The following is a 21,473-nucleotide window of genomic DNA, read 5'->3' on the forward strand; positions in this document are numbered from 1 at the left end:
ACCGGGGCGCGGGTCCGGAACAGGGGTCTGAGGCCGGGTGGCTGCCAAGCGGTCAGCCAACGCCATGCCGTCGCGCCGAGGCCACCACTCGGCGTCGTGCGCACTCAACTGGGTGCAGGCGCGTCCGGCTCGGCCATGCCGAGGAGCCGGGCGAAGATGCCCTCACCGTCGTCGGAAATCCCATCATGATGGAAGTCCTCGGTCTCCCACACCTCCAGCCGGCGCACGCGGTCCGCGGTCTCGAGCGAGAGAGTCCGGTCTACGAAGATGTCGTCGTGGTAGACGGCCGCGGCCGCCGGCACGTCGTTGAGGGCGAGCCGGCCGGTATCGTACAGCGGCCCCCAATCGGACCTTCGGGCCAAAAGCTCGGCCGTCTGGGCAAGGGGAACGAGCGCGGGATCCTGCTCGAAATACCACGGCATGACCATCTCGCCCAGGAGGAGCGGCTCTGCCCCGTCGGGCCGGAACTCGGGGTGCTGCTCGAGTACGCGCCACGCCGCCCAATCGCTTGCCTCGCCCTGAGCATAGATCGCCTCATGCATCAACGCATAGAGCGGGTTTGGGGCCCGTGATACGAGCGACTGGACTTGGGCGAGGAAGCTGTCCGAGAGGCGTGGGCCGCCCACCGCGGAGGTGAATGCGTCCTCGAGCAGGTAGTGAAGCGTGTCCACCCGAGTGTTGCCACCGAGGAGGTTGCCGACCAGCTGGAAGCGTTCGGGCGTGAACCGCTCGCCCGACGGGAGCCGTTCATCGTGGTCACGCAGATGCTCGACGACGGCACTCACCGTTGGGCGGTCATCCGGATACCACCCGAAATACTGTTCGTTCCGTGCAGCCACCCGCCCGTAGGTGGCCCGGTAGACCCGCTCGGCCGGCCCGTCGAGCGGCGCGAGCCCGCCGGTGATGAGGGCCCTGCGCATGCCCTGCGGCGCGAGCGAGAGGTACGTGAGCGTGCAGAATCCGCCGTAGCTCTGCCCAAAGACGGTCCACGGACCCGAGCCGAGCTCGTGGCGGATCGCCTCGCAGTCCATCACAATTGAATCGGCACGGAAGTGCGTGAGGTAGTCCGACTGCTCGGCGGGAGCACCCCTGAGCGGAAGGGTGCTCCGATCGGCGGGAGTGGACAGACCGGTGCCCCGCTGATCCAGCATGAGGATGCGGAAATCCGCTGCGGCGGCCTTCATCCAGCCCGAGAGGCTCGTCACGCGGTTCCCCCGACCGCCCGGGCCGCCCTGGAGGAAGAGGAGCCACGGGAGCTTCTCACTCGCCTCAGGCGGGTGCGCCGCGGAGACGTACTCCCGCGCGAAGACCTCGATGAGCTCGCCCTCGGGCCGTCCATGGTCGAGCGGCACAGCGAAGACGTGCTCGGCCGTCCGCAGCCCGCGGAACGCGTGCCGGCCCACGATGCGGTGGCCCGCTGCGCGCGCTGCGGACGACGCCGCCCGGCCGGTCCCGCTCGGGCGCCCACCCGCCGTCGTACTCACCCGGCTTCTCCGAGCGCTGCCGCACCGAAGCGCGCGAGCGCGTCTCCTGTGAGCCGGAAGGTGTCCCATTCCTCCAGGGGCACGGCGCCGAGGCTGCGGTAGAAGCCGATGGACGGTTCGTTCCACTTCAGGACCGCCCACTCGACCCGTGCATAGCCGCGCTCCACCGCGATCCGGGCCAGTTCCTCCAGGAGGGCCTTGCCGTAGCCGCGGCCCCGCGCTTCGGGGCGGACGTAGAGGTCCTCGAGGTAGATCCCGTGCGTGCCCTCCCACGTCGAATAGTTGAGGAACCAGAGGGCGAAGCCCATCACACGAGGGCTCCCGTCCGAACCCGCATCCTCGAGCACGTGGGCGAAGATCGCGGGGTGGTCGCCGAACAGCTGCCCGGTGAGGGACTCGACGGTGTTCTTGACAGCATCAGGCTCCCTCTCGTACGCCGCGAGTTCGTGGATGAGTTCGAGGATCGCGGGGACGTCGGAAGGATCGGCGTGCCGGAGCGTGGCGACGGAGGGAGAACTCATGCCTCCCAACCTAGCCACCCAGCCGCCCCACCGACCTCAGGCGGATGACGGCGCTGCCTGTCGCATCGCACTCAGCGAGGTCGACCTCCGCGGAGAACCCCCAGTCGTGGTTGCCCGCCGGGTCGTCGAAGATCTGGCGTACGTGCCACACGCCGGGCTGCTCGTCGATGATCAGGAGCTGCGGACCGCGCGCGTCGGGGCCGGTGCCGATGTCCTCGTGCTCCTCGAAGTAGGCGTCGAGGGCGTCCTCCCATTCTCCGACCGCGAATCCCGCCTCCCCGTCCAAAGCCGCGAGGGCGTCCGAATCCTCGTCCGCGAACAGCTCGACTCGGCGGAACAGCTCATTGCGCACCATCACGCGGAACGCCCGCACGTTCGCAGTGAGCGCCGGCGGGGGAGGGGGTGGGGCGTCGAACGCGTGCAGGTCCTTGCCGCTCGTGAGCTCCTCCCACTCGTCCAGCAGCGACGAGTCGACCTGCCGCACGAGCTCGCCGAGCCAGGCGATGAGGTCCTCGAGGTCTTCCCGCAGCGCGTCCTGCGGGACGGTCTGCCTCAGCGCCTTGAACGCGTCCGTGAGGTAGCGCAGGACAATCCCCTCGCTGCGTGCGAGTCCGTAGAACCGAACGAACTCGCCGAAGTCCATGGCCCGTTCGTACATGTCTCGGACCACGGACTTCGGCGCGAGCTCGAAGTCGCCCACCCATGGAGCATGCCGGCGATACGTCTCGAATGCGGCCTCAAGGAGCTCCTTGAGCGGTTCGGGGTACGTCACGGCGTCCAGCGCGTTCATGCGCTCGGTGTACTCCATGCCCTCGGCCTTCATCGCGGCCAGTGCCTCTGTCTTGGCCCGCTTGAGCTGGGCGGAAAGGATCTGCCGGGGCTTCTCGAGAGTGGCCTCGATGACTGAGACGACATCGAACGCATACGACGGCGAATCCGGATCGAGGAGGTCCAGGGCGGCGAGCGCGAAGGGGGAGAGCGGCTGGTTCAGCGCAAAGTTCTCCTGGAGGTCCACGGTCAGCCTGAGCGTGTGCCCGGTCGCGCGCTGCTCCGCGGTCAGCTCGTCGTCGGGGATGCGCTCGACGACGTCGGCCGCGATGAGCTCGCGGAGGATCCCGAGCGCACGGCGCATCAGGCGCAGCTGGACGGGCCGAGACTCGTGGTTTTCAGTCAGGAGCCGGTGCGCTGCGGCGAACGGGTTTCCGGGCCGGGCCATGAGGTTCAACAGCATCGCGTGGGTGACGGTGAAGCTCGAGGCCAACGGCTCGGGCGTGCCCTCGACGAGCTTCTCGAACGTCGGCCGCCCCCACGAGACGAAGCCCTCCGGCGGCTTCTTCTTCACCACTTGGCGCAGCTTGCGCTGATCGTCGCCGAACTTGGCCCGAGCCTTCTCCATGGCCCGGTTGTTCTCGACGACGTGCTCAGGGGCCTGCACGACGACGGTCCCCGCCGTGTCGTATCCGGCCCGCCCCGCTCGTCCGGCGATCTGGTGGAACTCGCGCGCGTTGAGGTGCCGCGTGCGGGTGCCGTCGAATTTGCTCAGGGCGGTGAGCAGGACGGTGCGGATCGGAACGTTGATGCCCACGCCGAGCGTGTCCGTCCCGCAGATGACCTTGAGCAGTCCGGCCTGGGCGAGCTGCTCGACGAGACGGCGGTACTTGGGCAGCATCCCGGCATGGTGCACACCGATGCCGTGCCGTACGAGCCGGTTGAGCGTCTTGCCGAAGCCTGCGGCAAATCGGAAGCCCCCGATGAGCTCGGCGATGCGGTCCTTCTCCTCACGGGTGCACATATTCACGCTCATGAGCTGCTGCGCCCGCTCGATCGCCTCGAGTTGGCTGAAGTGGACCACGTAGACGGGGACCTGCTTGGTCCCGAGGAGCTCCTCGAGGGTCTCGTGGACCGGCTTCTCCTCGTAGTAGTAGTGCAGCGGAATGGGACGTTCAGCGTGGGCGACCGTCGTCGTCGTGCGCCCCGTGCGCTCGGTGAGCTCTCGCTCGAATCGGCTCACGTCCCCGAGCGTGGCGCTCATGAGCAGGAACTGCGCTTGGGGGAGCTCGAGGAGGGGCACCTGCCAAGCCCATCCGCGCTGTGGGTCCGAGTAGAAATGGAACTCGTCCATGATCACCGGGCCGAGCTCCGCACCGGATCCCTCGCGGAGGGCGTGGTTCGCGAGGATCTCCGCCGTGCAGCAGATGATCGGCGCGTCCGGGTTGACGGACGAGTCGCCCGTGACCATGCCCACGTTCTCTGCCCCGAAGATGTCACAGAGCGCGAAGAACTTCTCCGACACGAGTGCCTTGATGGGGGCCGTGTAGTAGCTGCGCTGCCCGGTCGCGAGGCCGTGGAAGTGCGCGCCGACCGCCACGAGCGACTTTCCAGAGCCGGTCGGAGTCGCGAGGATCACGTTCGAGCCCGACACGAACTCGAGGATGGCCTCGTCCTGCGCCGGGTAGAGCGCCAGGCCCCTGCCCTCGGCCCACCCCACGAACGCGTCATACACGGCATCTGGCAGCGACCAGGCCGGGTCGGGCGGGGAGGTCGGCGTGGGGATCAGGGTATCGAGTCGCATGGCGCCCTCAGACTATCCGGATTAGCGTTGACCCATGAGCTCTCCCACGTGGGATCCAGCCGTCTACACCGCATTCGGCAACTACCGCTCGCGGCCGTTCTACGACCTCACGGGACGGATCGCTGCCGAGGCGCCGCGCCACGTCGTCGACCTCGGGTGCGGTACCGGCGAGCTCACCGCCGCGCTGGCCGACCGCTGGCCAGAGGCGGTCGTCGAGGGGGTGGACAGCTCCCAGACGATGCTCGATGTTGCACGCTCGCGGATTGCGGGCACGGACCGCCTGGCGTTCACGCACGGTGACATCGTGCACTGGGAGCCAGCCGACGACGTCGACGTGGTCGTCTCGAACGCGGCACTCCAATGGGTGCCTGGTCATCAGGGCCTCATGGGCCGTTGGCTCGAGCAGCTCGCCTCGGGGGCCTGGCTCGCTGTCCAAGTGCCGGGCAATTTCGCCGCTCCCTCGCACGCGCTCATGCGCGAGCTCGCCGATTCCCTGCAGTGGGAGCATCGGCTCCGTGGAGTGCTGCGCCATTCGGACACTGTCTCTGATCCCCGGCACTACCTTGAGCTGATGCTCGACGCCGGTTGGGAGGCGGACGTGTGGGAGACCACCTACTGCCACGTGCTCATCGGAGAGGACGCGGTGCTCACGTGGGTGCGCGGGACCGGCCTGCGCCCCGTGCTGGACGCGCTCTCCGTGGAGGAGGCGGCCCAGTTCGAGGAGCAGTACAACCAGCTCCTCTACGATGCCTACCCTGCGGTGGAACGCGACGGCGTCATGACGACTGTGTACCCTTTCCGCCGGATCTTCTGCGTGGGCCGCAAGCCGTAGGCACGGAACCCGTCGTTGTCCTAGAGCCCGAGGAGCCGGGCGCCGTTCTCCCACAGGACCTTCCGCATCCAGGAGTCGCCGAGGCCGAGCCGCGCCAGAGCTTCAAGCTGGTGTGCGTACGGATAGGGGATGTTGGGGAAGTCCGAGCCGAGGACGACGCGGTCCGAGAGCTGGGCGAGCCGCGCTGGGAATCCCTCGGGCAGGGGAGCGAAACGTTCTGTGAAGTCGGTCGCGACCATTGTCGTGTCAAGGTGCACGTTCGGGTACTTCGCCGCGAGGTCGGCGAACTCCCAGTACTCCGGCATGCCGAGGTGGGCGATCACGAGCGCCAGGCGAGGATGCCGGCGCAGGACGGCCTCCACCCGCTGGGGCCCGGTGAACTCGCCGGGCAGCGGCCTCGACCCTGCGTGGATGACGACGGGAACCGCAGCCTCCTCCAGCCGGGCCCACGCCGGCTCGAGCAGTGGATCGTCGGGACCGAAGCGCCCCACTTGGACGTGGACCTTGAACAGCCGCGCACCGGCGTCCAATGCCTCGCCGACGTAGCGCCCTGCCTCCGGCTCGGGGTACATCGTGGCGCAATGGATGGCGTCGGGAACACGGCGGGCGAAGTCCGCGCTCCAGCTGTTGAGCCACTCCGCCATTCCCGGCTTGTGCGGGTAGGACAGCGCCGGGATGGCCGCGAGGCCAAAGCTGCGGGCCAGACGAAGGCGCTCGTCTTCGCCGAAGCGGTAGGCGATGGGCCAGGGCCACCCGTAAGTGGACTCGGCGTTGTCGAAGTAGGTCCAGACCTTCTCCAGCATGGCCGGGGGCAGGAAATGGACGTGGATGTCGGCGAGTCCGCGGAGGCCCAGACGCGCGAGGTACGCCGGGATCTCTTGATCCGCCGTTGGCCCGGGAGTCGTGGTGGTCATGCAGTGGCTACCAGCCGCGGCCTTTCCATTCGGCCAGATGCGGACGCTCTGCCCCGAGAGTCGTCGGCTTCCCGTGGCCGGGATGTACCTCCGCCTCATCCGGGTATACGCCGAAAAGGCGCTCGACGACGTCGCCGTAGAGCAGCGCGAAGCGGTCCGGGTCCTTCTGCGTGTTCCCCACGCCGCCCGGGAACAGCGAGTCCCCGGAGAAGATGACCGGTGGTGCGTCCGGCTCGGACAGCACATAGGCGATGGACCCGGGCGTGTGCCCGCGCAGGTGGACGGCGGCGAGCTCGAAGCCGTCGAATGAGCCCACGTCGTCGCCGTGGTCCAGGACCACATCCACCGGTGTGGGGATGCCTGAGGCGTCCTGCCGTCCGGCGGCGACGGGGGCCCCCGTCTCGGCGACGAGCCCCTCAAGGGCGCGCACGTGGTCCCAGTGCTGGTGGGTGGTCGCGATGAGCTCGAGCTTGGCCGGTCGGGCAGCGTCGGCGGCGCCGTCGGCCAGCAGGTCCCGGATGGCCGGCAGGTCATCGGCGGCATCGATCAGGACCTGCACCCCGGACCCCTTGGCGGTGATCAGGTAGACGTTGTTGTCCATATCGCTCACGGAAATCCGGCGCACTGTGACGCGCTCGAGGTCCTTGACGAGGGTGTTCATGGACGCAACCCTAGGCGGCTTCGCTACGCTGGGCCAATGCCACAGGGAAACTTCCCCGGGCGCTGGCGCCCGAATCCCGAACTTGCTGTACCCCTCTTCGACCAGTTGCGCCGGCGCGTCCTCGCGCTCGTCGAGGAGGGCAGCCTCGCCGCCGGCACGAAGCTGCCCTCAGTCCGCGCGCTCGCAGGGGAGCTCGGCGTGGCTCCCCATACCGTCGCCCGGGCGTACCGTGAGCTCGAGGAGGCCGGGATCCTTTCAACGGCCGGGCGAGCGGGAACCACAGTGGCGCCGCGCGGAAGGCGCGACGAGGAACTCGCGACGGCGGCCGCAGCCTTCGCGGACGCTGCCTGCTCCCGAGGATGTTCGCTCGAGGATGCGATAGCGCTTCTCAGGACTGCGTATGCGAGCCAGGAGAGCTCAGCCTGAGGCCGAACGTGATCGAAGACATTTTCGAATTTCCTGATCGTCCACTAGCATAGACGGGTGCAGAGTCTGTCCACGCTCAATGAATCAACCCCTCTAGAGCACGATGCCCCTATCCCGGTCGCCGCGGCGGCGTCTGCTGCCACCGTCCTCGACAGCGATCTCCGCGCCCACGACCAGTCCCGTCTCGTGGTCAAAGGGGCGCGCGAGCACAACCTGCGAAACGTGGACCTGGACCTCCCCCGTGATGCGATCATCGTCTTCACCGGACTGTCAGGATCCGGCAAGTCCTCACTCGCGTTCGACACCATCTTCGCCGAAGGGCAGCGCCGCTATGTCGAGTCGCTCTCGGCCTATGCCCGCCAGTTCCTGGGGCAGGTCGACAAGCCGGACGTCGACTTCATCGAGGGTCTCTCGCCCGCCGTCTCGATCGACCAGAAGTCCACCAGCAAGAATCCACGCTCCACGGTCGGCACCATCACTGAGATCTATGACTACATGCGCCTCCTCTGGGCGCGCATCGGGCGCCCGCACTGCCCGATCTGCCATGAGCCCGTCACCCGACAGACCCCGCAGCAGATCGTGGACCAGCTCCTCGAGATGCCCGAGGGCACCAGGTTCCAGCTCCTGGCGCCTGTGGTGCGCGGCCGCAAGGGCGAGTTCGTGGACCTCTTCAAGGAGCTCGCCGCGAAGGGCTACTCGCGCGCCCGAGTCGATGGGGAACTCGTCCAGCTCACGGAGCCGCCCAAGCTCGGCAAGCAGTTCAAGCACACCATCGAGGTGGTCGTTGACCGCCTCGTAGTCAAGGAGGGCATGCGCCAGCGCCTCGCCGACTCGGTCGAGACCGCGCTCGGGCTTGCCGAGGGGCGCGTTCTCGCCGATTTCGTCGATCTCGAGCCGGACGACGACGCGCGGATCCGTGCGTTCTCGGAGCACCTTGCGTGCCCCAATGAGCATCCGCTCGCGATCGACGAGATCGAGCCGCGCTCGTTCTCCTTCAACAACCCCTTCGGTGCATGCCCCGTCTGCACGGGCATCGGCACGAGGCTCGAGGTAGATGTGGACCTCGTGGTCCCCGACGCGGCGCTCAGCCTCTCGGAGGGAGCGATCGCGCCATGGTCTCTTGGCACCGCGACACAGGAGTACTGGACCCGCCTGCTGGAGGGCCTCGCGAATGACCTCGGCTTCTCGATGACTACCCCCTGGCACAGCCTCCCCGAGTACGCGCGGGACTCGGTGCTCTACGGCAAGGACCACAAGGTGGTCGTGCAGTACCGCAACCGGTTCGGACGCGAACGCAAGTACAGCACGGGGTTCGAGGGTGCTGTGGCCTACATCCAGCGCAAGCACCTCGAGACCGAATCCGACTCCGCACGCGACCGCTACGAGGAGTACATGCGGGAGATCCCGTGCCCCGAGTGCGGGGGCGCGCGCCTCAACCCTGCCTCGCTCTCGGTCCTCGTAGGCGGACAGTCGATCGCGGAGGTTTCACGCCTCCCGCTGCGCGAGGCCCGCGCGTTCCTCGAGACCCTGGAGCTGACACCGCGCGAGCAGCAGATTGCCGCCCAGGTCCTCAAGGAGATTGACGCACGGCTGCGGTTCCTCCTCGACGTCGGCCTCGAGTACCTCAACCTCGAGCGGGCCGCGGGGACGCTCTCGGGCGGGGAGGCCCAGCGCATTCGGCTCGCGACGCAGATCGGTTCCGGGCTTGTGGGCGTCCTCTATGTCCTCGACGAGCCGAGCATCGGACTCCATCAGCGCGATAACCGGCGCCTCATTGAGACGCTCACACGCCTGCGGGACCTCGGGAACACGCTCATCGTCGTGGAGCACGACGAGGACACGATCCACGAAGCCGACTGGATCGTCGACATCGGGCCGGGTGCCGGCGAGCACGGTGGCGAAGTCGTCCACTCCGGCACCCTCGAGGAGCTCAAGGCGAACACCGCCTCGCTTACCGGCGACTACCTGTCCGGGCGCCGCTCCATCGAGATCCCCGCCAAGCGCCGCAAAGTGGACCGCAAGCGGCAGCTTAAGGTGGTCGGGGCGCGAGAGCACAATCTCCAGGGTGTCGACGTCGTGTTTCCGCTGGGCGTGCTGACGGCGGTCACGGGTGTCAGCGGCTCGGGCAAGTCGACCCTGGTCAACGACATCCTGTACAAGGTGCTGGCGAACCGGCTCAATGGTGCGAAGCAGGTCGCGGGCCGTCACACGCGGATCGAAGGCCTCGAACACCTCGACAAAGTCATCCATGTTGACCAGAGTCCGATCGGCCGGACGCCCCGGTCCAACCCCGCCACCTACACCGGGGTCTTCGACCACATCCGGAAGCTCTTCGCCGAGACCAATGAGGCCAAGGTCCGCGGTTACATGCCGGGCCGGTTCTCATTCAACGTCAAGGGTGGCAGGTGCGAGGCGTGCAGCGGCGACGGCACGATCAAGATCGAGATGAACTTCCTCCCCGACGTGTACGTTCCGTGCGAGGTGTGCCACGGCGCCCGGTACAACCGGGAGACCCTTGAGGTCCACTACAAGGGCAAGACGATCGCCGATGTGCTCAACATGCCCATCGACGAGGCTGCGGAGTTCTTTGCGGCCTTCAGCCCGATCGCCCGCCACCTCAACACGCTCGTCGATGTGGGTCTGGGCTATGTGCGGCTGGGGCAGCCGGCCACGACGCTATCGGGCGGTGAGGCCCAGCGCGTGAAGCTGGCCGCGGAACTGCAGAAGCGTTCCAACGGACGCAGCGCGTACGTCCTCGACGAGCCCACCACCGGGCTCCACTTCGAGGACATCCGGAAGCTGCTCCTCGTGCTCCAGTCGCTCGTGGAGAAAGGCAACACCGTCATCACGATCGAGCACAACCTGGACGTCATCAAGAGCGCGGACTGGATCATCGACCTCGGTCCAAACGGCGGTTCTGGCGGTGGCCAGATCGTCGCCACGGGGACCCCGGAGCAGGTGGCCAAGGTGGAGACGAGCTATACAGGCACGTTCCTTGCCGAGCTCTTCGAGATGAGGTGAGGGTCCGCGCGCCCGAGGTCTCACGCGCCAATATGACCATCGCGGCATGCACAGCGATGTCCATGCCGGGGCGCTCATGCCATGGTTTGGTCTAGTTTCAGCCGCCCCCGTGGGGTGTGGGAGACTGTCCCGGTGACAGACAGCCCTGCGCTCGCGATCTTCGATCTGGATGGCACTCTCATCGACCCCGCGGGGAGCATCACCGGAGGAATCGCGCACGCGCTCAAGGTTCATGGCCTTCCGGTTCCAGACGCGGCCACGCTGTCGAGCATGGTCGGACCGCCCCTGCTCGAGTCGCTCCATCGCGTGGCGGACGTCCCGGGCGAGGTTCTGGACGCCATCGTGCACACCTACCGCAAGCGGTACATCTCCCAAGGCATGGCTGAGGGCCGTCCGTATCCCGGGATCCCCGATCTCCTCGCACGGCTCCGGTCTGCCGGGCTGTGGCTGGCCGTTGCCACTCAGAAGCCACAGGGCCTTGCCGAGAAGCTCCTGCGCGCGCATGGCCTCGACCAATACTTCAACAGCATCCACGGCGCCCCCGACGACGAGACTCGGCCCCCAGCCCCGGATGGCAAGGCCGGAATCGTGCGCGCAGCACTGACAACGAACCATGCGCATCCGGACCGCGCGGTCATGATTGGCGATCGCCGCCATGATGCCGCCGGCGCGGCCGCGTGCGGCATACCGTGCATAGGCGTCGCCTGGGGCTTCGCCCCGGAGGGGGAGTTCGCGGCGCTCGACCTTGCCGCCGTCGTCGTTGACGCCGCTGAGCTTGAGGATGCGATCGCCGTCGTGCTCAAGACCGCTGCCGCTTCGCCCGCTCCACACGCCGCATCCACCGCGACCGCCCGGGAGGGCGCAGCATGCTGATCTACTCGATGACCCGGCAGAGCATCCGTGGACTCATCGGCGGACTCTGCCGGCCCACCGTCACCGGGCTCGAGAATGTGCCTGAGAGTGGGCCCTTCATCGTCGCGTCCAATCACCGCTCCTTCCTCGATTCGGTGATCATCCAGGCCCTCATGCCCCGTAGTGTCGCATTCTTCGCGAAAGCGGAGTACTTCACGGGCAAGGGCGTGAAGGGCAAGCTCATGAAGGCGTTCTTCGAGGGTGTCGGCTCCATCCCCGTCGAACGGGGGGAACAGGCCGCAAGCGTGGCGGCGTTGAAGACCCTTCTCGACATCCTCGACGGCGGCGAGGCGATCGGCATCTACCCGGAGGGCACACGATCACGCGACGGGCTCCTCTACCGTGGCCGCACGGGCGTCGGCTGGCTCGCGCTCACGACCGGCGCCCCTGTGGTCCCGGTGGGCCTCCTCGGCACGGAGAATCTCCAGCCGGCGGATAAGAGCATGATCAGGCCCCAGCACTTTGAAATGCGCGTGGGCCCGCCGCTGCAGTTCGCCAAGACGGGCCCTGACCACTCCCTGCCGCTGCGCCGGGAGGCCACGGACAACATCATGGACGCCATCGCCGCCCTGAGCGGGCAGGAGCGGGCGAGCGGCTACAACAAGCCGCCGGCCCACTAGTGGCACCCGCCTAGACTGGAGCGGTGGCAGATCCAGCGAGCTACCGGCCCAAGACAGGGGAGATCCCGACCGATCCGGGCGTGTACCGGTTCCGGGATCCGCACGGGCGCGTCATCTACGTCGGCAAGGCCAAGAGCCTGCGCCAGCGCCTCACGTCCTACTTCGCGAACCCTGCCACGCTGCTGCCCAAGACCTACGCCATGGTCAACGCGGCCGCGAGCGTCGAGTGGACCGTGGTCGGCAGTGAGCTTGAGGCCCTCCAGCTCGAATACACGTGGATCAAGGAGTTCAAGCCGCGCTACAACCTGGCGTTCCGCGACGATAAGACCTATCCCTACTTGGCCGTGACGATGTCGGAGAAGTACCCCCGCGTCCAGGTGATGAGAGGGGAACGCCGCAAGGGTACTCGGTACTTCGGGCCATATACGGCCGGGGCGATCCGGGAGACCATGGACACGCTCCTGCGCGTGTTCCCCGTCCGCTCGTGCAGCGCTGGTGTGTTCCGCCGGGCCGAGCAGAGCGGCCGTCCCTGCCTGCTCGGCTACATCGACAAGTGCTCAGCCCCGTGCGTCGGGCGGATCTCGGAGGAGGATCACCGGGCCCTTGCCGAGGACTTCTGCGACTTCATGGGCGGGGAGGCCAAGCGCTTTATCGTCCAGCTCGAGCGGAAGATGGCCGACGCCGTCGCCGACCTCGACTACGAGAACGCCGCACGGCTGAGGGACGACATCATCGCGATGCGCAAGGTGTTCGAGCGCAACGCCGTGGTCCTGTCCGAAGACACGGATGCGGACCTCTTCGCGATCGAGGAGGACGAGCTCGAGGCTGCCGTCCAGGTCTTCCATGTCCGCGGTGGCCGCATCCGGGGGCAACGCGGATGGGTGGTGGAAAAGGTTGAAGACACGACCACTCCTGAACTCGTGGGCCACCTCCTGCAACAGGTGTACGGCGACCATGAGGAGACCAATGGCCGGCTCCCGCGCGAGGTGCTCGTGCCCGTCATGCCGGACGACGCCGCCGAGCTCACCACGTGGCTATCGGGGCTTCGCGGCGCGCGAGCGACGTTGAGGGTGCCTCAGCGCGGAGACAAGGCGGCCCTGGCGAAGACCCTCCATGAGAACGCTGTCCAAGCGCTCCGGCTGCACAAGAGTCGCCGTGCGGGCGACATCACGACTCGGTCCCTCGCCCTGCAGGAGCTCCAGGAGGCGCTCGAGCTGCCTGAACCGCCCCTGCGGATCGAGTCCTTCGACATCTCCCACGTGCAGGGCACCAATGTGGTGGCGTCGATGGTGGTCGTCGAGGACGGGCTCACCAAGAAGAGCGAGTACCGGAAGTTCTCCATCACCGGCGACGCCGCGCGCGACGACACGAGCGCCATGCACGACGTGCTGACCCGGCGGTTCCGCAACTATTTGGCCGAACGGGAGCTGCCGGCCGCAGAGCGAGACCGAAACAGCAAGTTCGCCTACCCGCCCAACCTCGTCGTAGTGGACGGAGGGCAGCCGCAGGTCACAGCCGCGGTCCGCGCCCTCGCCGAGCTCGGCATAGCTCAGGAGGTGCGCGTCGTCGGCCTCGCCAAGCGCCTCGAGGAGGTGTGGCTGCCGGAGGGTGACTTCCCGGTGATCCTTCCCCGCGCTTCTCAGGGCCTCTACCTGCTCCAGCGCATCCGGGACGAGGCGCACCGCTTTGCGATCACCTTCCATCGGCAGAAACGGGCGAAGTCCATGACCGCGTCGCTCCTCGATGAGGTGCCTGGGCTCGGTCCGGCCCGCCAGAAGGCGCTCCTCGCTCATTTCGGCTCGCTCAAGAAGCTCAGGGCCGCGAGCGTCACCGAGATCACCGACGTGACCGGCGTTGGCCCCGCCCTCGCTGCGGCAGTGCACGCACGTCTCCACGGGGCCGCCAGCACCGAGGGGACAGGAGCCGAGCATCCCGCCCTTGCGGTGAATTACGCCACCGGCGAAATCCTGGAAGCTTAGCTAGGCTGGAGGCCATGAGCGAGACGAAGGCCCCCGAGGCCGACCACGAGACAGAACTGACGCCCGTCAAGCCCACTGCCTCGGAGCTGCTCATCGTCACCGGCATGTCAGGAGCGGGCCGGAGCACGGCGGCAAACGCCCTCGAGGACCACGGATGGTACGTCGTCGAGAACCTCCCTCCGCAGCTGCTCGGCACGCTCTCCGAGCTCGTGGGGCATGCGTCCGAGCGCATCCCGAAGCTCGCCGTCGTCGTGGATGTGCGCAGCAAGGCCCTCTTCGCGGACATCCGTGAAGCCCTTGCCCAGCTCTCTGCGAGCGGGACCGAGTACCGCGTCCTCTTCCTCGACGCGAGCGACGACGTCCTGATCCGGCGCTTCGAGCAGGGCCGCAGGCCACACCCCCTCCAGGGCGGGGGCCGGATCTCGGACGGCATCGAGGCCGAGCGGGCGATCCTCAGCGAGCTGCGCGACCACGCCACTCTCGTGCTCGACACGTCGGACTTCAACGTCCACGGCCTGGCCACCGCGATCACGGAGCTCTTCTCGGAAAAGGGACCGGTGACCCTGCGGCTGAACGTCATGAGCTTCGGCTTCAAGTACGGCCTCCCCGCGGACGCGAACTACGTTGCCGACGTGCGATTCCTCCCGAATCCGCACTGGGTGCCGCAGCTGCGCCCGCACACCGGGTTGGACCCGGACGTGCGCGACTACGTGCTCGTCGCCAACGGTGCTCAGGAATTCGTGGAACGCTACGTGCACGCCCTCGAGCCGGTGCTGGCCGGGTACCGCAAGGAGAACAAGCACTACGCGACGATCGCCGTGGGCTGCACTGGAGGCAAGCACCGCTCGGTGGCCATCGCCGAGGAGCTGTCCAAGCGCCTCGCCCAACAGCCACGAGTCACTGTGACCACGTCGCACCGAGACCTCGGCCGCGAGTGAGCACACTGTTCACCGGCCAGCTACCGCTCATCCGTCCGGGCGCCGGGACCGAGGGAGGGACGCCCAAGGGGCCTTCCGTCGTGGCCCTCGGGGGCGGTCATGGCCTCGCCGCCTCACTCTCGGCGCTGCGCCTCCTCACGACGGAGCTCACAGCAGTGGTCACGGTGGCCGACGACGGCGGCTCCTCCGGGCGTCTGCGAGAGGACTTCGGCGTCCTCCCGCCTGGGGACCTGCGGATGGCACTCGCCGCGCTCTGCGACGACACCGACTGGGGACGGACATGGCGAGACGTCATGCAGCACAGGTTCCGCTCGCCAGCCGGGACGAGCGGGCTCGAGAACCACGCGATGGGCAATCTCCTGATCGTCACACTCTGGGAACTCCTGGGCGACATCGTGGACGGCCTTCGCTGGGCCGGCGCGCTCCTGGGCGCTCGGGGCCAAGTGCTTCCCATGTCCCGGGTCCCGCTCACCATCGAGGGCGATGTGCTCGTCGCAGGCGGTGGCACGCACGGAGGCGCGGCACGCACGGAGACTATCCGCGGCCAGGCGTCGTGCGCGGTCGCGGGGCGGCTCGAGGAGGTCCGGCTGATCCCGGATGACGCCCCCGCCTGCCCTGAGACGCTGAGCGCGATCGAGCTCGCCGACTGGGTGGTCCTGGGCCCGGGCTCGTGGTACACATCTGTGCTCCCGCACCTGCTCCTGCCCCAGATGCGCCAGGCGCTGACGGACACCCCGGCCCGGCGATGCCTCACCATGAATCTCGCGGTGGACACGAAGGAGACCACCGGGATGACCGCTGCAGACCATCTCCGCGCCATCCGGCGCGTTGCACCCGAGTTCAGCGTGGATGCCGTGATCGCGGATGAGGCGTCGGTGGCAGATCGCGAGGAGTTCGCCGGGGTGGCCGCCGAGCTCGGGGCCCAGGTGCTCTTCGATAGAGTGAGGTCCTCCGGTCATCGGCCGGTGCACGATGTGCTCCGGCTTGCCGGGGCATACCACGAGGTCTTCACCGGAGCCGGCGCCTCCGGTGGTGGCCGATGACAGGCACCCCGGACCGGGCACCGTCGGAGCAGGAAGGACCACCATGGCATTGACCCAGAGCGTCAAGGACGAGCTGTCCAGGCTGACGGTGAAGAAGTCCTCAGAACGCAAGGCCGAAGTCTCCACGATCCTCCGCTTCGCCGGCGGTCTGCACATCATCTCGGGCAGGATCGTCATCGAAGCCGAGGTCGACCTCGCAGCCACCGCGCGCCGCCTGCGTGCGGCGATCGCGGAGGTCTACGGTCATCCCAGTGAAATCATCGTCGTCTCGGGCGGCGGACTGCGGCGCGGGAGCCGCTACGTGGTCCGTGTGGTGCGCGACGGTGAGGCCCTGGCCCGCCAAACCGGCCTGCTCGACAATCGCGGACGTCCCGTGCGCGGCCTGCCCTCGACAGTCGTCAATGGCTCCACGGCCGACGCCGAGGCGGTGTGGCGCGGCGCGTTCCTCGCGCACGGCTCGTTGACGGAGCCGGGCCGCTCCAGCTCCCTCGAGGTCACGTGCCCGGGCCCCGAGGCCGCGTTCGCCCTCGTCGGCGCCGCACGCAGGCTGGGGGTTGCCGCCAAGGCGCGGGAAGTGCGGGGGGTGGACCGCGTCGTCGTGCGGGACGGCGATGCGATTGCCGCGCTTCTGACCCGCATGGGAGCGCACGATGCGCTCATGGCCTGGGAGGAACGCCGCATGCGCAAGGAGGTGCGCGCAACCGCCAACCGTCTCGCCAACTTCGATGACGCGAATCTTCGCCGCTCGGCCCAGGCGGCCGTCGCGGCGGGCGCCCGGGTGGAACGGGCGCTCGAGATCCTGGGCAGCGATGTCCCGGAGCACCTGCGGTACGCGGGGGAGCTCCGCGTGGCGCACAAGCAGGCCAGTCTGGACGAGCTGGGCCGCCTCGCCGATCCGCCGATGACCAAGGATGCGATCGCCGGGCGGATCCGCCGCCTGCTCGCCATGGCGGACAAGAAAGCCGCCGAAACCGGGATTCCGGGGACGGAGGCGAATGTTACCCCCGAGATGCTTGATGGGTAATGCGACCAGGATGGGCACGGGAGTTTCCGTGCACCCTCGCGGCGTCTGCATAGGATGGAGCCGTCACTAGCCCGCCGACCACGGCACGTGGTGCGGGAAGTCAACCGATGGAGGATGTTGTGACCTACGTACTGCCTGAGCTCCCGTACGACTACGCGGCCCTCGAGCCGCACATTTCGGCGCGGATCATGGAACTTCACCACGACAAGCACCACGCGGCCTACGTTACCGGCGCCAACACCGCGCTTGAGAAGATGGCCGAGGCACGGTCCAACGGGGACGGCGCCGCCGCTGCGAAACTGTCGAAGGACCTCCAGTTTAATCTGGGCGGCCACCTGAACCACTCGATCTTCTGGAACAACCTTTCCCCCGAGGGCGGGGACAAGCCCGAGGGTGAGCTCGCTGCTGCGATCGACGAGTACTTCGGTTCGTTCGACGCATTCCGCGGTCAGTTCACGGCCGCCGCAACCACCATCCAGGGCTCCGGCTGGGCGATCCTCGCCTACGAGCCCCTCGGCGGCAACCTGATCATCGAGCAGATGTACGACCAGCAGAATGGTGTTCCGGTTGCCACCACCCCCGTCCTCCAGCTGGACATGTGGGAGCACGCGTTCTACCTCGACTACCAGAACGTCAAGGCCGACTACGTCAAGGCGTTCTGGAGCATCGTCAACTGGGCGGACGTCGCGAAGCGCTTCGAGGCGGCCCGGGCGGGTGCGAAGGGACTCGTCCTTCCCGCCTGAGCATGGCCTTCCGGGAGATTTCCGTCACATTTTGTGACATTCAGTGCGAAAGGGTCCGTCTGTTCCGAGGCGGACCCTTTCGCCGTAGGATGGGGGACGGAAAGGCCCGTACGGCCTTCCAGCCATGGACACTGGAGACTTGGGCTGACGGCCTTTCCCTGTGCAAAATCTCTGCCCAACGACGTGCGGGACCGTCTAACAGGTCGAGCAGTCTTCGCTGATGCTCGACTGAGCATCAAGGAGATTGACCAGAGTGACCACTCGTATTGGCATCAACGGCTTCGGCCGCATTGGCCGCAACTTCTTCCGTGCAGCGCTTGCCCAGGGCGCCGACCTCGAGATCGTGGCGGTCAATGACCTCACGAGCCCCGAAACCCTGGCGCATCTCCTCAAGTACGACTCGATCACCGGGCGCCTTCCCGAGTCTGTCGAGGTCCGCGACGGCATCATCATCGTCGGCGGCAAGGAGATCAAGGTCTTGGCCGAGCGCGACCCGCAGAACCTGCCGTGGGCCGATCTGGGCGTGGACATCGTCATCGAGTCCACGGGGTTCTTCACCAAGGCGGAGGGCGCCAAGAAGCATCTTGCCGCGGGCGCCAAGAAGGTCATCATCTCGGCCCCCGCCACGGATGAAGACGTCACGATCGTCATGGGAGTCAACGACGAGGCGTACGATCCGGAGAACCACCGCATCATCTCCAACGCATCGTGCACCACGAACTGCCTCGCCCCGCTCGCGAAGGCCGTCAACGACGCCTTCGGGATCGAGCGTGGACTCATGACGACGGTCCACGCCTACACTGCGGACCAGAACCTCCAAGACGGTCCGCACCGCGATCTCCGCCGGGCTCGTGCGGCAGCCATCAACATGGTCCCCACGACCACTGGTGCGGCGAAAGCCATCGGCCTTGTCCTCCCTGAGCTCAAGGGCAAGCTCGATGGCTACGCGATCCGGGTCCCGATCCCCACAGGCTCCGCGACCGACCTCACGGTGACCGTCTCGCGGGAGGTGACGAAGGAGGAGGTCAACGCCGCCGTCAAGGCGGCGGCCGAGTCCGGCCCACTTGCCGGCTTCCTCACCTACACCGAGGACCCGATCGTTTCCTCGGACATCGTCGCCGACCCGGCGTCCTCGATCTTCGACTCCGGTCTCACGAAGGTGATCGGCAACCAGGTCAAGGTCGTTTCCTGGTACGACAACGAGTGGGGCTATTCGAACCGTCTCGTGGACCTGACAGAGCTCGTCGCGTCCAAGCTCTGATACCGGACGTCACGGAAGAGGAACTCGGATAGCCTGAGTCCATGACTGCACGCACTCTCGACGACCTGCTCGCCGATGGTGTCCGCGGGCGGCGCGTTCTGGTCCGTAGCGACCTCAACGTGCCGCTCGACGGTTCCACCATCACCGACGATGGCCGCGTCCGCGCCTCCCTGCCCGTGATCCGGAAGCTGGCCGAGGCCGGTGCCCGCGTTCTGGTCATGGCCCATCTGGGCCGCCCCAAGGGCGCGCCGGACCCGAAGTACTCGATCAAGCCCGCGGCGGATCGCCTCGCCGAGCTAGCGAAGCCTGCTGGCATCACCGTCACCCTAGCCGCGGACACCGTCGGGGAGAGTGCGCGCTCCTTGGCGGCCGCCCTCGAGGACGGCCAGGTGCTCGTGCTCGAGAACGTCCGCTTCGACTCCCGCGAGACCAGCAAGGACGACGGCGAGCGGGGGGCGTTCGCGCGCGAGCTCGCGGCACTGACGGAGCCGGACGGCGCCTATGTGGACGACGCGTTCGGCGCGGTCCACCGCAGGCACGCGTCCGTCTATGACATCGCGCGGGTCCTCCCGGCCTACCAAGGGGAGCTTGTCCGGGCCGAGGTCGAGGTGCTCAAGCGCCTGGCCGAGGGCGCCGAGCGTCCCTACGTCGTCGTCCTCGGTGGGTCGAAGGTCTCGGACAAACTCGCCGTCATCGACAATCTGATTGGCAAGGCGGACAAGCTCCTCGTTGGCGGCGGCATGCTGTTCACCTTCCTCGCGGCCCAAGGCCGCACGGTGGGCTCGAGCCTCCTCGAGCAGGATCAGATCGCTACCGTCCAGGACTATCTGGAGTGCGCTTCGGCGGCGGGCACCGAGTTTGTCCTGCCGACTGATGTCGTGGTCGCGGCGAAGTTCGCCGCGGACGCCGAGCACGAGGTCGCCGCGGCTGATGCGATCGAGGAGACTGAGTTCGGCCCGGCCGGCGTCGGCCTCGACATTGGACCCGACACGGCAGCCTCCTTCGCGAAGGAGATCGCGGGCGCGAGGACCGTCTTCTGGAACGGCCCCATGGGCGTCTTCGAGTTCCCGGCGTTTGCTGCGGGCACGAAGGCTGTCGCGCAGGGTCTAGTCGATGCGACCGAGGCGGGCGCCCTGACCGTCGTCGGTGGCGGGGATTCCGCGGCCGCCGTACGGACGCTTGGTTTCGAGGACAGCCAGTTCGGCCACATCTCGACCGGCGGCGGCGCGAGCCTCGAATATCTCGAGGGGAAGGAACTCCCCGGCCTGACGGCCCTCGGCGCCTGAGCCCGGCCCGCTGCGCCGCGGCATCGTGGCGCCGCAGGCCCACGCAGGCCGCGGCACGCACCTGGACACGCAGCGCGTCCAGCAGAACCAGACAAGGAGCCACCGTGACCACTTCCACGAACGGCACGTTCGATCGCACGCCCCTGATTGCGGGCAACTGGAAGATGAACCTGGACCACGTCCAGGCCATCACCCTCACCCAGAAGCTCGCGTGGACCCTCGACGACGCGAAGCACGACTTCGGCCGCGTCGAAGTGGCGGTGTTCCCACCATTCACCGATCTGCGCAGCGTCCAGACCCTTGTGGCAGGGGATGACCTCTCCATCGCCTACGGCGGACAGGACCTCTCGCAGTTTGACTCCGGTGCGTACACGGGCGACATCAGCGGCGAGTTCCTCGCCAAGCTCGGCTGCCGGTACGTCCTCGTGGGCCACTCCGAGCGCCGCACCATCCATGGCGAGCCGGACGAGGTGCTCAACGCGAAGGTGCACGCCGCCTACAAGCACGGTCTGGCGCCCATCCTCTGCGTGGGTGAGGGGCTTGAGATCCGTCAGGCCGGGACCCATGTAGAGCACACGCTCACCCAATTGAGGGCGGACGTCGCGGGCCTCGATCCGGAGCAGGCAGCGCGGCTCATCGTGGCGTACGAGCCGGTCTGGGCGATCGGGACAGGCGAGGTCGCGGGCCCAGAGGATGCCCAGGAGATGTGCGCGGCCATCCGTACCGAGCTTGCGTTGATTTTCGGTCAGGAGGCAGCCGCCAGGGCACGGCTCCTGTACGGGGGATCGGTGAAGGCCGCCAACGCCGCGGCGATCCTCGCGCAGCCCGACGTCGACGGCGTCCTCGTGGGCGGTGCGAGCCTCGACACGGCCGAATTTGCTAGCATTGTCAGGTTCGAGAGCCACGCTGGCGCTTAGCCGCGGGCCCCGCACCCACGCCGCACACCACTGACGGAAGGCCACGAGGCAAACCTGTGGAAGTACTCCAGATCATCCTGCAGATCGTGCTCGGCATCACGAGCCTTCTGCTGACCATGCTCATCCTCATGCACAAGGGGCGCGGCGGCGGGCTCTCGGACATGTTCGGCGGCGGCATGTCCTCGGGCCTCGCGTCCTCCGGCGTGGCCGAGAGGAACCTCAACCGCTTCACCATTGTGCTCGGCATCACGTGGGGCGTGGTGATCATCGCGCTCGGGCTCATCATGCGCTTCTCCAACGTCACGGAGTCGTGAGCCAC

19 protein-coding genes are annotated in these 21,473 nt (G+C 67.6%); 14 read left to right on the forward strand and 5 right to left on the reverse strand.

Annotated elements, in window-relative coordinates; genetic code table 11:
* Nucleotides 1-104: 104 nt before the first annotated feature.
* The 3 genes from LF262_RS00810 to LF262_RS00820 form a co-directional block, all read right to left on the reverse strand.
* Nucleotides 105-1,406 (reverse strand): alpha/beta fold hydrolase, encoded by a 1,302-nt coding sequence (locus LF262_RS00810; RefSeq protein WP_235779241.1) that lies wholly within the window; start codon nt 1,404-1,406, stop codon nt 105-107.
* 74 nt (nt 1,407-1,480) lie between these two features.
* Nucleotides 1,481-2,005 carry a GNAT family N-acetyltransferase gene (locus LF262_RS00815; protein WP_235778395.1) on the reverse strand — a complete coding sequence of 175 codons (525 nt, stop codon included), beginning with the start codon at nt 2,003-2,005 and terminating at the stop codon, nt 1,481-1,483.
* 10 nt (nt 2,006-2,015) lie between these two features.
* Nucleotides 2,016-4,577, reverse strand: a complete 2,562-nt coding sequence (locus LF262_RS00820) for a DEAD/DEAH box helicase (protein ID WP_235778396.1) — start codon at nt 4,575-4,577, stop codon at nt 2,016-2,018.
* 34 nt (nt 4,578-4,611) lie between these two features.
* Between LF262_RS00820 and LF262_RS00825 the strand changes: the two genes are divergently transcribed.
* Entirely contained in the window at nt 4,612-5,409 is a 798-nt protein-coding gene (locus tag LF262_RS00825) for a trans-aconitate 2-methyltransferase (RefSeq protein ID WP_235778397.1), read from the forward strand.
* A 20-nt stretch (nt 5,410-5,429) separates the two neighbouring features.
* On the opposite strand, the gene LF262_RS00830 is transcribed toward LF262_RS00825, so the two are convergent.
* Together LF262_RS00830 and LF262_RS00835 are read right to left on the reverse strand one after the other, a co-directional pair.
* The gene (locus LF262_RS00830) at nt 5,430-6,323 is read right to left on the reverse strand and encodes an amidohydrolase family protein (RefSeq protein ID WP_235778398.1); all 894 of its coding nucleotides are present in this window, start codon (nt 6,321-6,323) and stop codon (nt 5,430-5,432) included.
* A 7-nt stretch (nt 6,324-6,330) separates the two neighbouring features.
* Complete coding sequence (locus LF262_RS00835) at nt 6,331-6,984, reverse strand: MBL fold metallo-hydrolase (RefSeq protein ID WP_235778399.1); 654 nt, start codon at nt 6,982-6,984, stop codon at nt 6,331-6,333.
* Nucleotides 6,985-7,020: 36 nt separating this feature from the next.
* Here LF262_RS00835 and LF262_RS00840 point away from each other — a divergent pair, with 36 nt between their 5' ends.
* From LF262_RS00840 to secG, 13 genes are all read left to right on the forward strand, one after another.
* A complete protein-coding gene (locus LF262_RS00840; protein ID WP_235778400.1) occupies nt 7,021-7,410 on the forward strand; it encodes a GntR family transcriptional regulator in 390 nt (129 codons plus the stop codon).
* A gap of 111 nt (nt 7,411-7,521) precedes the next feature.
* Nucleotides 7,522-10,431 (forward strand): excinuclease ABC subunit UvrA, encoded by a 2,910-nt coding sequence (gene uvrA / locus LF262_RS00845; RefSeq protein WP_372462728.1) that lies wholly within the window; start codon nt 7,522-7,524, stop codon nt 10,429-10,431.
* A 132-nt stretch (nt 10,432-10,563) separates the two neighbouring features.
* Nucleotides 10,564-11,304 (forward strand): HAD hydrolase-like protein, encoded by a 741-nt coding sequence (locus LF262_RS00850; protein WP_235778401.1) that lies wholly within the window; start codon nt 10,564-10,566, stop codon nt 11,302-11,304.
* Nucleotides 11,298-11,963, forward strand: coding sequence for a lysophospholipid acyltransferase family protein (locus LF262_RS00855; RefSeq protein ID WP_235778402.1), 666 nt, complete (start codon nt 11,298-11,300; stop codon nt 11,961-11,963). Before LF262_RS00850 ends, LF262_RS00855 begins: the two co-directional genes overlap by 7 nt.
* Nucleotides 11,964-11,986: 23 nt before the next feature.
* Nucleotides 11,987-13,942 carry an excinuclease ABC subunit UvrC gene (gene uvrC / locus LF262_RS00860; protein ID WP_235778403.1) on the forward strand — a complete coding sequence of 652 codons (1,956 nt, stop codon included), beginning with the start codon at nt 11,987-11,989 and terminating at the stop codon, nt 13,940-13,942.
* 14 nt (nt 13,943-13,956) lie between these two features.
* Entirely contained in the window at nt 13,957-14,880 is a 924-nt protein-coding gene (rapZ, locus tag LF262_RS00865) for an RNase adapter RapZ (protein WP_235778404.1), read from the forward strand.
* Nucleotides 14,877-15,923 (forward strand): gluconeogenesis factor YvcK family protein, encoded by a 1,047-nt coding sequence (locus LF262_RS00870; RefSeq protein ID WP_372462698.1) that lies wholly within the window; start codon nt 14,877-14,879, stop codon nt 15,921-15,923. Before rapZ ends, LF262_RS00870 begins: the two co-directional genes overlap by 4 nt.
* A 43-nt stretch (nt 15,924-15,966) precedes the next feature.
* Nucleotides 15,967-16,947 (forward strand): DNA-binding protein WhiA, encoded by a 981-nt coding sequence (whiA, locus tag LF262_RS00875; RefSeq protein WP_235778405.1) that lies wholly within the window; start codon nt 15,967-15,969, stop codon nt 16,945-16,947.
* Nucleotides 16,948-17,054: 107 nt separating this feature from the next.
* On the forward strand, nt 17,055-17,690 hold the full coding sequence (locus LF262_RS00880; protein ID WP_268933465.1) for a superoxide dismutase: 636 nt from the start codon (nt 17,055-17,057) through the stop codon (nt 17,688-17,690).
* A gap of 253 nt (nt 17,691-17,943) precedes the next feature.
* Complete coding sequence (gene gap / locus LF262_RS00885) at nt 17,944-18,951, forward strand: type I glyceraldehyde-3-phosphate dehydrogenase (protein WP_235778407.1); 1,008 nt, start codon at nt 17,944-17,946, stop codon at nt 18,949-18,951.
* A 41-nt stretch (nt 18,952-18,992) separates the two neighbouring features.
* Nucleotides 18,993-20,237, forward strand: a complete 1,245-nt coding sequence (locus LF262_RS00890) for a phosphoglycerate kinase (protein ID WP_235778408.1) — start codon at nt 18,993-18,995, stop codon at nt 20,235-20,237.
* A 104-nt stretch (nt 20,238-20,341) separates the two neighbouring features.
* Nucleotides 20,342-21,154, forward strand: coding sequence for a triose-phosphate isomerase (gene tpiA / locus LF262_RS00895; protein ID WP_235778409.1), 813 nt, complete (start codon nt 20,342-20,344; stop codon nt 21,152-21,154).
* A gap of 56 nt (nt 21,155-21,210) precedes the next feature.
* Complete coding sequence (gene secG, locus LF262_RS00900) at nt 21,211-21,468, forward strand: preprotein translocase subunit SecG (RefSeq protein WP_235778410.1); 258 nt, start codon at nt 21,211-21,213, stop codon at nt 21,466-21,468.
* Nucleotides 21,469-21,473: the final 5 nt, after the last annotated feature.

The organism is Sinomonas notoginsengisoli (assembly GCF_021554725.1).
In the GTDB taxonomy this organism is placed as follows: Bacteria; Actinomycetota; Actinomycetes; order Actinomycetales; family Micrococcaceae; genus Sinomonas; species Sinomonas notoginsengisoli.

What these genes read in the sequence shown, in the direction of transcription:
- LF262_RS00820 (WP_235778396.1), bottom strand. Translation starts at nt 4,577, where the DNA reads ATGCGACTCGATACCCTGATCCCCACGCCGACCTCCCCGCCCGACCCG.
- LF262_RS00835 (WP_235778399.1), bottom strand. Translation starts at nt 6,984, where the DNA reads ATGAACACCCTCGTCAAGGACCTCGAGCGCGTCACAGTGCGCCGGATT.
- LF262_RS00815 (WP_235778395.1), bottom strand. Translation starts at nt 2,005, where the DNA reads ATGAGTTCTCCCTCCGTCGCCACGCTCCGGCACGCCGATCCTTCCGAC.
- LF262_RS00855 (WP_235778402.1), top strand. Translation starts at nt 11,298, where the DNA reads ATGCTGATCTACTCGATGACCCGGCAGAGCATCCGTGGACTCATCGGC.
- rapZ (WP_235778404.1), top strand. Translation starts at nt 13,957, where the DNA reads ATGAGCGAGACGAAGGCCCCCGAGGCCGACCACGAGACAGAACTGACG.
- LF262_RS00890 (WP_235778408.1), top strand. Translation starts at nt 18,993, where the DNA reads ATGACTGCACGCACTCTCGACGACCTGCTCGCCGATGGTGTCCGCGGG.
- LF262_RS00880 (WP_268933465.1), top strand. Translation starts at nt 17,055, where the DNA reads ATGGAGGATGTTGTGACCTACGTACTGCCTGAGCTCCCGTACGACTAC.
- LF262_RS00830 (WP_235778398.1), bottom strand. Translation starts at nt 6,323, where the DNA reads ATGACCACCACGACTCCCGGGCCAACGGCGGATCAAGAGATCCCGGCG.
- LF262_RS00825 (WP_235778397.1), top strand. Translation starts at nt 4,612, where the DNA reads ATGAGCTCTCCCACGTGGGATCCAGCCGTCTACACCGCATTCGGCAAC.
- whiA (WP_235778405.1), top strand. Translation starts at nt 15,967, where the DNA reads ATGGCATTGACCCAGAGCGTCAAGGACGAGCTGTCCAGGCTGACGGTG.
- LF262_RS00840 (WP_235778400.1), top strand. Translation starts at nt 7,021, where the DNA reads ATGCCACAGGGAAACTTCCCCGGGCGCTGGCGCCCGAATCCCGAACTT.